The sequence below is a fragment of the Microbacterium sp. JAI119 genome, assembly GCF_013410135.1.
In the GTDB taxonomy this organism is placed as follows: domain Bacteria; phylum Actinomycetota; class Actinomycetes; order Actinomycetales; family Microbacteriaceae; genus Microbacterium; species Microbacterium oxydans.
Genome location: NZ_JACCCK010000010.1, coordinates 1 through 11,574 on the forward strand (window position 1 = coordinate 1; position 11,574 = coordinate 11,574).

An 11,574-nucleotide genomic window follows, 5' to 3' on the forward strand; every position below is an offset into this window, starting at 1 on the left:
CGGAAAGCATAGAGCATACTTTCCGAGTTGGAAAGCAGGCTCACGTGGGCCAGTTCAGAGCGACATCCCTGGGCCACTTCAGCTTGACATAGCCAGACTTCGAGATCGCCACCCGAGCCGCCGGGATCATCCGGGACGCCGGATATCTCACCGTCGCCACGACAGCACCTGACTCGAGCCCTTGGGCGGCGCAGCTCCAGTACGCATGGTTCACCGACCCGCTGCGGTTCGTGGTGGGCTCAGCTGTCAGCGCACGGCATACGTGCCATGTCCTCAGCACGGGAGTTGCCGCAGCGACTGTCTCCACACTGCCCGGCACTGCGCACGGCCTTGACGGGCTTCAGATGGCCGGTGATTGCCGCGCGCTTTCCGGTGCGGAGCTGACATCGGTACTGGAGGCGTTCTACCAGCAGATGTTCACTGACCCGGCAGAAGCACGGGCCCAAGCGCTCCCGGTCGCCCAACTCCATGGAGGCGGACCGCAGCGCCTGCTGGAGCTGCGTCCGCGCGAGCTCTGGATCCTCGATCTCGATCGCTGGGAGCATGACGGTGTCTCGGTACGTCGAATCGTTGATATTCAGGCCGTCGAAGAATCCCTCGCTGCACTGCTCACAGGTGAGTCCGCTACTGACTTACCTGCTGCTCCAGAGCGACCGCCGTCAGGACGCGATCCTCGCTGATTCCCCACCGCCCGTCGATCGAGCTGATACGGAATCGAGATCGCGCTTCGCTATCCAGAGGCAGACAGCCCGTGAAGGTGCCAGTAACGGGGTCGATGCTGAGCACACGCTCCTGGTAGTCCAACCACTGACCGGTCAGCGGGAACCACGCCTTGAACATGGCCTCCTTGGCACTGAACAATAGGCGATCCCACGCAACGGTCGGCCACGATGTTTCCAGCGACGCAAGCGCCAGGCGTTCAGCGGTACTCGCGATCAAATCCAATGTGCCTTTAGGCAAGCTGGTATTGGGTTCGACGTCGATACCAACCGCTCGATACTGCCGCTTCAATGCCACGGCAGCGGCATGGAGGTTCGCGCCATGCGTAAGGCTTCCCACGATACCGGGAGGCCAGACGGGCTCTCGATGTGTTCCCACTGGGATCGGGCCGGGTGGAAGCCCCAGGCGCTGGAGCGCTCGACGCGCACACTCCCGCGTGGTCACGAACTCGATTTGACGCCTGGGAACGGCACCCTCTACACATGCGACTTCCTCGGACCACGCCGGCAGTGGTCTCCCGCCATCCCCGTTGATCTGGACAACCTCCACCGCTGATGGCAACAGACCGCTAAACCCTGTGCACTCCTGCATAGCACGATTCTGCACGCTGTAAGGCGATATGCACGGCGCCGGCCGCTCCGATGCAAGACAGTCTGAATCGATCCCCATGAAAGCTGGATTGGCAACTCCGGGAGCGATCCCTCGGACGAGCAGAGTCTCCGACGCAGTCAAGGCGCCTGTTATCACTGGGTTTGTTTGAATGGTGCTGCAATGTCAAGGTATGGCGCAGCGAGGTCGAGATGGTGTCTCATCTACTGAATTGCGCTCAACGGCTGATATATATGGCGCTCGAACGGTTTTAACAGACATTGCCCCTGCCACGTTCTTGCCTATTCTGCTGGCGACGAGCGGCGGGTGATGCTCGTTACTCAGGGGCGGGGGATCCTTGAGTGCGGCACCGACTCCTGGCGGCTCGTTGGAGCGCTCTCGTGCTCTCCCCCCTTTGGAACGAGCCTTTCGATAGATCGCTTCTCCCGAGACGGATCTGTCGTAGAGTTAACGCGGCTCGGAAGGAGAGTGAGCGTGTCCCGCGTGACGGAATCATTGGGAGTGTAGACCTCAAGCCGATGATCTGGAGATTCCGGCTGGAGCCAGACCTGGTAGTCCACGTCCATCGCACCGAGGGTCGGATGCGATAGAACCATGCGCCCCACCGTGCAGTCGGCCACATCGCCTTCGGCCCATAGATTCGCGAACTCGTCACTCTTCATGGACAGTTCGCCGATCAGCTCGGCCAACCTGGCGTCGCCTGGGTAGCGGCCACACGTCAGCCTCAGGTAAGCAACATGAATACGGGCAAGCTCATCCCAGTTGCTGTAGAGGTCTCGGGTCAGGGGGTCAAGAAAAAACGACCACGGTACGGACGGTCGCCGTCCAATGTCGTGAGGAGCCTCGAACGGTAGATGCTCGAAAAGCAATTCGTGGCCGGAATGATTCCAGGCTAAGACATCGCCGCGTCGCCCGAGGACGACTGCTGGCACCGTCTCGTGCAGAGATTCGAAGAGGGAGAGCACTCGCTTATGAGGGCTCTCGGGCGCTTCGCGCACCATCGGCACCCGCGAGGGCGCGTGCGCGAGGTTGTAAAGGTGAGTTCGCTCGGCATCATCCAGACGCATCACGGAGGCGAGCGCATCCAGCACCTGGAGCGAGGCAGTGCCGGTCTGATCCTGCTCGATTCGTACGTAATACCCCACGCTGACTCCAGCGAGACGCGCGAGCTCCTCGCGACGAAGTCCAGGAACTCGTCGTGGCGCAACTCCAGGGTCGAGGCCGATTGCCGCCGGGTCGGTCTTGTTGCGCCGACTCTTCAAGAAGCTCCCCAGTGTCTCGCCCTTCATGGTTCCAGGCTAACTCGTCGCGAGGCGCGACGGCAGGGCCGAAGGTATCCCTCCCAGGTGTACCCACCTGGCTGGTCAGTATCCCTGGCTCGCCGCACACGCAGACTCGACTTCCCTTGAGTGCACCTGCTGAGGGTACCCACGCCGCGAGATCCCATCCGACTGAGTACCCGAGACGGTGATCTTGTTGGTCAGGCGAGCGCCTTTGAGGATTGAAAGCATGGACACACAACAGACTCTCAGACGCACATCAGCTCCCGCGAGATCATGGTGGGGGCTGATCGCAACCCTGGGCCCAGTCCTGGTTGTCGCTATGGATGGATCCATCCTCTTCCTCGCGATGCCCAGTATCAACGAAGCCATCCAACCGACCACCGACCAGAGCCTGTGGATTCTCGACATTTACGGGTTCGCCGTTGGTTCACTACTGATCACATTCGGAAATCTGGGAGACCGCTTCGGAAGAAAGAAGCTCCTCATGATCGGGGCGGTGATCTTCGGGATTGGTTCACTCTGTGGCGCGTTCTCGCCGACACCCGAGCTGCTGATCGCCTCCCGCGCCCTGATGGGGCTCGGTGGCGCGACGCTCCTCCCTTCGTGTCTCGCCGTGATCAGCGAACTGTTCGAAAATCCAGTCCAAAGAGCACGCGCCATCGGCATTTTCGCTGCGACGTTCGCCGCGGGCTTCGTAATCGGCCCAATCGTAGGCGGCATTCTCCTCAACCACTTCTGGTGGGGCTCCGTCTTCCTGATCAACATCCCAGTGATCGCACTGTTCCTAATCATGGCACCGGTCCTGCTGCGCGAAGTTCACGGCACGCGGCCCGGCAAGATCGACCTGCTCAGTGTCGCTTCATCCGCCGTGGGCCTCCTCATCGCAATCTACGGTGTCAAGCATGCGGCGACGTACGGGATCGACTTGCTGTCTGGTGCCCTGATTCTCGCTGGGATCGGTGTTCTCACATTCTTCGTGCTCCGACAGAAGCGCCTGGAGATCCCACTCTTGGACATTGCACTTTTCAAGAGCCATGTTTTCGCGGTCGCGATTTTGACGGGCCTGCTCTCACTGTTCGTGTGGTCAGCAGCCGCCTACCTGAGCATGACATACCTCCAGTCGGTCCTGGGCTACTCGGTGCTAAACGCAGCGCTGCTGGCAATCCCGGGCGCCGTGGTCCTGACCTTGTCGAGTGTCCTGGCTCCCCGCCTCGTTGAGAAAGTCGGACCGCGAGCAGCGCTGATCATCTGTCACTTCTCCATGGCCGCCGGCATGGGGCTCCTGATCCTCACCAACGACTCCACCGGCGCCGTGTTCTACATCGCATCCACCGTCGTCGCCGGCATCGGCTTCGGCATCTCCTTCAGTTTGGTGGCCGATACAGCGGTCGGTGCAGTACCGGAATCGCGAGCAGGAGCAGCGGGCGCCATCGCCGAAACCAGCAACGAGATCGGGAATGCCCTGGGAATCGCGCTCCTCGGGTCGCTGCTCACCGTCGTCTTCCGCGCGACCTATCCCGGTGAAGAAACCGGTATCGCTGAGGTCGTCGATGGAGCAGGCACGGCCACCGCGATGTACGAGACCGCTCAGACTGCCTTCCTAAACGGCTTCCACGCAGTCGCCGCCACAGCCGCCGTCATCTGCGCGGCACTGGGAATCCTTGCAATCCGATGGATCCCGAAATCGACCGCACTTCCCTCTGCCTACGGCGACGAGTAGATCCAACTCACGCCGCTGACTTCCAGCGGAATCGCGACCACCATCCGTATTTGCACTCCTCCAGAAGGATAGAACATTGACCGTACTCAATGCCACCGTCGATCCCAGCCTCGCTCGTCTCGTCGGCGGTGTGCGGGAGCGCATCGCCTCCCGTCCTGCCCAGCAACAGCCGACATGGGAAGATGCCGATTCGCGCCAAGAGATTGTTTCGCTCCTCGCCGCTAGCACACCGCTCGTCTCCGAAGGCGAAGTTCTGCGCTTGCGTGAAGGACTGGCCAACGTCGCACAGGGTCAGGCTGTCGTGCTCCAAGCGGGAGACTGCGCTGAGCCGATCACCGATACCGCGGACGACGTCGTGGATGCGAAGGTCCATGCGCTCGCCAAGATGGAAGACGCTCTGCAAACGCGAAGTGGGCAGCCTGTCGTCAAGATCGGGCGTATCGGCGGGCAGTTCGCCAAGCCGCGTTCGCAGACGCATGAAGTCGTATCCGGATCTTCACTGCCGACGTATCGCGGGGCGTTGGTAAACGATCCGTTCCCATCAGCGCGTGCCCGACGACACGAGCCCGAGCGAATGCTTCGAGCTCACGCCGCCGCCGCCGCAATCACTGGCCGGGTTCGAAGCCACACAGAACAGACGGTCTGGACGAGCCACGAGGCGCTGGTTCTGGACTATGAAACTCCCTTGCTCCGGACCACCACGGCGGGAGAGGTGATGCTCTCATCAGCTCACACGGTCTGGATCGGAGCCCGAACGAACCAGGCCGATCACGCCCACGTCGAACTGGCCTCCCGAATCATCAACCCGGTCGGCTGCAAGGTGACCGCTTTCACGACCGAAGAGAGCCTCAGCGCCATCGCTCAGCGGATCGATCCAGCTCGGCAGGACGGAAAACTCATGCTCATCGCGCGCATGGGCGACAGCATAGATCGCCTTCCAGCATTGATGAGAACCCTTCAACAGGAGGGCTACAAGCCGATCTGGATGAGCGACCCAATGCACGCAAACACTGTTACGGCATCGGACGGACGAAAGACCCGGTACATGGAAGCAATCACTCGTGAATTGACAGCGTTCCAAGATGCCGCCGCCAGCGAAGGAGTCCATGCCGGCGGAGTGCACCTGGAGACCACCATCGACGCCGTGAGGGAGTGCCTCGGCACTTCCAGCGATCTTCGGGACGGACACGCTCCCTACACCTCCCTGTGCGATCCCCGCCTCACCCTGAGCCAGGCGATCGAAGTACTCAACCATTGGAAGATCAGGAACTGACCATGCCAACCAACACCTACTGGGACACAGCGCAAACCATCCACTACGCCATGCCGCAGAGCTCGGAGTATCCCAATCCCGTGGTTCCCTGGCGGGCCTCGGCAAAGCGATCCGTCCTGCTGGTCCACGACATGCAGCGCTACTTCCTGGAGCGCTTCGATACGGCTCGACAGCCCGCAACTGACCTTGTGGACAACATCGAACGAAGCATCTCCGTTGCCCGTCGACTCGGAATTCCAATCGTGTACACCGCTCAGCCCGGAAGCATGACTCCTGAGCAGCGGGGACTTCTGAAAGACTTCTGGGGACCCGGCATGACGATATCGCCAGAGCACCGAATGGTGATCGATCGCCTCGCTCCTCAACAAGGAGACCTTGTTGTCGACAAGTGGAGGTACTCGGCCTTTGCCCGTACGCCTCTGGAAGACTTCATCCGAGGAACAGGCCGCGATCAGCTGGTCATCTGCGGCATCTATGCACACGTCGGTGTGCTCGCCACCGCCACCGACTCGTATACGAAGGATCTCGAAACCTTCCTCCTCGCGGATGCGGTCGCCGACTTCGACAGAACCCAGCACCTTCGCGCCCTCGACTACACCGCCCGAACGTCAGCGCGAGTCCTCCCGACTCAAATTGCCATCGCAGAATGGGAGGAGTCCGATGTTTGATCTCGCCGCAGAGCCTTTCGCCCTCGTCATGAAGGACGGCCAGGTACACCAGTTTGCCGGCGACTCCATGCTTTTCGACGATCTCGACCAAGCACGATCCCACCCAGGCGAAAAGATCGTCGCGATCCCTTTCCGTCAGGCTCTCTGGGGCGACCGCCCTATGTCTGCTGCGGAACGGCGGGCACGTCAGCACGTTTCGTCGATACAGGTTCATCACCACGAGAAGACGCCTCTGCGTGATTTCCTCGCACAGGCCGACCTCGAATCGGTAGAGCTGCGCAGCGGACACTTCGACGTCAACGATCAGGAGTATGCGGAACGCGTCAGGGCAGTTATCGACAACGAGATCCGAGCTGGGCATGGTTCAAACTTCGTCCTACACCGGACGTACCAAGGTCGCGTTGATAAGCGCGACCCATCCATTGAGCTATCGATCTTCCACGCGCTCCTTCGCAAGCAGGTCGGGGCGTATTGGACATTCCTCGTTCACTTTCCCGACCACACCCTGATCGGCGCCAGCCCAGAGATGCACCTCAGCCGGACTGAGGACGGGCTTACGACGATGAACCCCATCTCCGGCACTTACCGATATCCGAGCGGCGGTCCGGACGCGGCGTCGTTGCGAGAGTTTCTCCAGGACCCCAAGGAGCGCAATGAGCTCTACATGGTTGTGGACGAGGAACTGAAGATCATGGCGGATCTCTGCGAGGAACGGCCGTGGGTCTCCGGACCACAGCTGCGCTTCATGTCGAACCTGGCACACACCGAGTACTTCATCCACGGGTACAGTTCTCTGGACTGGGCGACCGTGATCCGTCGCTCGTTGATCGCCCCCACGATTCTCGGAAGTCCGCTAGAGTCGGCTTTCCGGATGGCCGCTCGCAATGACCTCAGCCCTCGGGGATATCTGGGCGGGGTCCTGGCACACGTATCCGGCAAGGACACGGGAGACTTTGATTCCGCGATCCTGATCCGCACCGCCTGCCTTGAGCAGACGGGAGAAGTGTCCATCCCCGTCGGCTCCACCATCGTCAGGGATTCTGACCCGGTGGTGGAGGCCGCTGAAACCAGCGCCAAGGTCAGTACGGTGCTCACGGGTTTCTCAAGAAAGGGCGACGACGACGCCTTGGCCACACTGGGGCGGGAGTTCCTCGAAGGCAGGCGTTCCGAGGTCGCGGACTTCTGGAATCAGGAAGTGCGCGAATGGTACCAGGGCATGCTTCCTTCTCCGCGACGGGCCCTGGTGGTGGATCATGAAGACCGCTTCACCGGTATGCTCGCCGCCCACCTTCGCTCGATGGGTCTTGACGTCCAGGTGGTGACCGGCTATCCCACTGAGTCCGAGCTCGCGTCGGCAGACCTGCTAGTACTCGGACCGGGCCCAGGCGATCCCAACGATGACAACGACCCGCGTATTGCCAACGCGCGGAGCCTCGCAAGACGAGTCGTTGCTGAGCGCCGCGTCCCGACGCTTGCCGTGTGCCTCTCACACCAAGTCGTGTGCCGGGAACTCGGATTCGAGGTTCGACGACTTGCTCTTCCGAACCAAGGCACTCAACGCAACATCCAAGTCTTCGGTGAAGAAGTACGTGTGGGCTTCTACAATTCCTTCTGCGCATTCGGGCACGCGGATATCGACTCAGTTGTCGACGTGGCAAGCGACAGCAGAACCGGAGAAGTCCATGCAATCCGAACTGACAATCTCATCGGCTTCCAGTTTCACCCGGAATCCATCTTGAGCGTCGACGGCGCACGAGTGCTCCGAAGTGCCGTCGAGACGCTCCTGACAAACAGCACCGCTACAGCGATGGCCGCCACGCAATCGTCGACCTGAAGACGCCTGCTGCGACCAGAAGTACCGGGGCATCTTCGCATAGCGCCATGAACTTGAAGGGAAAGACACCCATGCTCTTGAACACCCAGATGACCTCGATCTTCGAGCGCTTCTCCGGCAGGCCGGCGCTTGCAGACCGCCGACCCATCCCAAGGTCAAACGGGGATCGTGACCTGTTCGACAGCGAGGTACTGGATTGGTACGAGACTCTGAGCTATGAAGAGCTCCGCCGCCGTGTCCTTGCCGCTGCGGCTCAGCTTCATGGTCGACGAATGGTCAAGGGCCCGCTCGCGAGCGGCGACCGCCTTGCGCTACTCGGCTTTCCGGGTATCGACTTCACGACTATCGATTTCGCGTGCAACCTGGCTGGGGTCACAACGGTTCCGCTGCAGACAAGCGGATCTCTGGAGCAACACCGGAGCATCATTGGCGAAACGTCACCTCGCGCACTTGTGATCTCCATTTCCCTGCTGAATAAGGCGGAGAGCATCCTTTCTCACGCGGATTCCATCGATCGCCTCATCGTTCTGGACTACCGTGGCGGTGACCTTTCGCATCGGCGCATCCTTGAATCTGCCGCAAACAGTCTGCCCATCGCTCCTGAACTTCTCGAGCTTGACCCTGATCCAGGGGATGCATTTGGTGATATATGTGACGACCACTTGTCGATGCTTCTATACACTTCGGGGAGCACCGGCGCACCAAAAGGGGCGATGTACTCTGCCAGGCTCGTTCGCGAGATGTGGGGTGGGGAGGGCTGGTCAGAGTTTTTCGCGGAGCAGGACGAGATCGCGAGCTTTCACTACATGCCCATGAGCCATGTTGCTGGGCACTCTTCGGTGCGCAGCACCCTCTCCCGTGGAGGCGTTACGTACTTCTCCTCAACGCCCAACCTCGCGAACTTCTTCGACGATCTCGCACTCGCCCGTCCGACGGAGCTGTCTCTCGTGCCACGTGTATGCGAGTTGCTTCATCAGGAGTACCAGCGTCGCGCAGAGTCCCGGCGCGACGACACTGACGGCTATGCGAGCCAGGCGGTCCTCGAAGACATGCGTACGTCAGTACTCGGCGGGCGGGTGGAATGGGCAAGCTGCACCTCCGCCCCCGTCTCGGCTGAGCTCAAGGCGTTCATGGAGCGTCTGCTCGGGATCGAGCTCCATGAGCTGTACGGCACTACGGAGATCGGCGGCGTTCTGGCAGATGGACGATTTCTCACGCCGCCAGTAATCGACTATCGCCTCGACGACGTTCCCGAGCTCGGATACTTCCGGACCGATCGTCCCTCCGCCCGCGGTGAACTACTCGTGAAGAGCACGTCCACCGTCCCTGGCTACTTCAACCGTCCTGACCTCAATGCCGAGATCTTCACGGAGGATGGCTACTACCGCACCGGCGACATCGCCGCCGTCGATTCCAACGGCACCGTCCGCATCATCGATCGGAAGAACTCTATTATCAAGCTCTCCCAGGGCGAATTCGTTGCGTTACCATCTCTTGAGGCAACCTTCGTCGCCGGTAGCACCTTGATCAGGCAGGTGTTCCTCTACGGCCGGAGTGACTGGTCAGCCCTCGTCGCCGTCGTCGTGCCGACCGACCTCGCTCAAAGCGCGGCCGCCGACGACGAGCGGAATCAAACCATGGCCAAGCTGATGCTCGACGAGCTGCGCCACGTGGCCGAGCGAGAGCACCTGAATTCATATGAGGTGCCGGCCGCAGTGATCGTCGAGAGCGAACCCTTCTCCGAGGAGAACGGGCTGCTCTCCGATCACCGCAAGCCCGTTCGCCCACGCCTCCATGACAAGTACCAGTCACAACTGGAGGCAATCTACGAACAGATTGTCGCTGCCCGAGACGATGCTCTCACCGACCTCATCGCCCACGGAGCCGAGAACGACACTGCGAGCACGATCCGTGACGCAGCCGCGCTGACGCTGCAGATCGAGCCAGCGACGGTCTCGATCGACGCCAAGTTTCGGAACCTCGGCGGTGACTCTCTGACGGCCGTGCACCTTTCGCGCCTGTTGAATCAGATCTACGGCCTTCACATCCCGGTCGACGTCCTCGTCAGCGAGGCCAGAACCTTCGCGGACCTCGGCGAGTACATGGACGGCAAACGCGGACAGCGCGAGTGGCTCGCGACGTTTGAGGAGATTCACACTTCTGATAGGCGCCCCCTCTACGCCGAAGAACTCACCGTCGAGCGGTTCCTCTCATCTAGGGCGACCATCAACCCAAGCTCCACACGCTACGGGGCACCTCAGGGGGTGCTCATCACTGGCGCCAGCGGTTTCCTCGGCCGCTTCCTCTGCCTCGAATGGCTACGCAGGTTCGCCGGCACGACGCGACGCGTCACCTGCCTTGTCCGCGCCAACAGTCATGCCGCGGCAAGAGCGCGCCTTCGCGCGACCTACTCCTCGTCGCCAGAGCTGCTAGCTGAATTCGACAGGCTCGCCGGGAATCTTGACGTGGTTGCCGGAGACCTGGCCGAACCGCGCCTCGGACTCGATGAACAGATCTGGAAGTCACTTTCGCAGGACATCACGCACATCATCCACGCTGGTGCGATGGTCAATCACGCGCTGGGATATCGCGAGCTTTTTGCCTCGAATGTCGCCGGTACCGCCGAGGTCCTGCATCTGGCGCTAACCGGACCCCTAAAGCGCATCACCTTCATGTCAAGTATTGCCACGGCTCTCCTCCAGCAAGCTGGGGGGCCGATGACGGAGCGGGTGGATATTCGAGAGGCACTTTCACAGATCGAGGATGCCGGCGGAATCGTTGATGGGTACGCTGCAACGAAATGGGCAAGCGAAGTTCTGCTCCGCAACGCCAACGAACAATTCGGCGTTCCCGTCACGGTCTTCCGTTCCAGCATGATCCTGGCGCACTCTCGCTATCGCGGCCAGATCAATGTTCCAGACACCTATACCCGCCTTCTATTCAGCGTCCTGCAGTCGGGAATCACGCCATCGTCTTTCTATGCGGCGAATGGAGAACACGCACACTATGACGGCCTCCCGGTGGACGTCGTCAGCGAGGCGATCGCCTCACTGGCACAAGACGAGACCCGCGAATATCGCACGTATCATCTCGTCAATCCCTTTGACGATGGGATCTCCCTTGATCGGTTCGTGGAGTGGCTCATCGAAGCGGGTGTAAGTCTCGTGCGGGTAGGCGAGTATGGCCTTTGGATGGAGCGCTTTAAGATGGCACTCTCTGTTCTCGATGACGACGACAAGCGAGCTTCTCTTCTGCCTCTCATTGATGGCTTCCGCGCTCCAGAGGACCCTGTCCGAGGATCGCGCATCGATTCGACCGATCTCCACGGAGCGTTGGCGCAGGCAGGCCTTGCCGATCGCCTGCAACCGTTGAGTGGCTCTTCGGACATCCGGTGGGGGTCATGGGGTGAGTCCGCCGGCGGCGAGGAGCATGCGGAGCCGGTAGTTGTGCCGGTTGCGGTAGCCGCG

The 11,574-nt window shown here is 61.0% G+C and carries 7 protein-coding genes and 1 pseudogene; 5 read left to right on the forward strand and 3 right to left on the reverse strand.

Annotation, left to right across the window (positions count from 1 at the left end):
- Window positions 1–624: 624 nt before the first annotated feature.
- From HDC31_RS20405 to HDC31_RS19825, 3 genes and pseudogenes are all read right to left on the reverse strand, one after another.
- Window positions 625–1,017 (reverse strand): 4'-phosphopantetheinyl transferase, encoded by a 393-nt coding sequence (locus tag HDC31_RS20405; protein ID WP_231902677.1) that lies wholly within the window; start codon window positions 1,015–1,017, stop codon window positions 625–627.
- 6 nt (window positions 1,018–1,023) lie between these two features.
- Window positions 1,024–1,389: pseudogene (locus tag HDC31_RS20630) on the reverse strand (hypothetical protein); the annotation flags it as partial.
- Window positions 1,390–1,649: 260 nt separating this feature from the next.
- Window positions 1,650–2,618, reverse strand: a complete 969-nt coding sequence (locus tag HDC31_RS19825; protein WP_082829040.1) for a helix-turn-helix transcriptional regulator — start codon at window positions 2,616–2,618, stop codon at window positions 1,650–1,652.
- A gap of 313 nt (window positions 2,619–2,931) precedes the next feature.
- Between HDC31_RS19825 and HDC31_RS19830 the strand changes: the two genes are divergently transcribed.
- The 5 genes from HDC31_RS19830 to HDC31_RS19850 form a co-directional block, all read left to right on the forward strand.
- Complete coding sequence (locus HDC31_RS19830; RefSeq protein WP_217987206.1) at window positions 2,932–4,332, forward strand: MFS transporter; 1,401 nt, start codon at window positions 2,932–2,934, stop codon at window positions 4,330–4,332.
- A gap of 76 nt (window positions 4,333–4,408) precedes the next feature.
- A complete protein-coding gene (locus HDC31_RS19835; protein WP_082829041.1) occupies window positions 4,409–5,605 on the forward strand; it encodes a 3-deoxy-7-phosphoheptulonate synthase in 1,197 nt (398 codons plus the stop codon).
- Window positions 5,606–5,607: 2 nt separating this feature from the next.
- Entirely contained in the window at window positions 5,608–6,273 is a 666-nt protein-coding gene (locus HDC31_RS19840) for an isochorismatase family protein (RefSeq protein WP_067162197.1), read from the forward strand.
- Entirely contained in the window at window positions 6,266–8,107 is a 1,842-nt protein-coding gene (locus tag HDC31_RS19845; RefSeq protein WP_179516457.1) for an anthranilate synthase family protein, read from the forward strand. Before HDC31_RS19840 ends, HDC31_RS19845 begins: the two co-directional genes overlap by 8 nt.
- A 47-nt stretch (window positions 8,108–8,154) precedes the next feature.
- Window positions 8,155–11,574: thioester reductase domain-containing protein (locus HDC31_RS19850; RefSeq protein WP_179516458.1), on the forward strand; the 3,420-nt coding region annotated here is incomplete at its 3' end.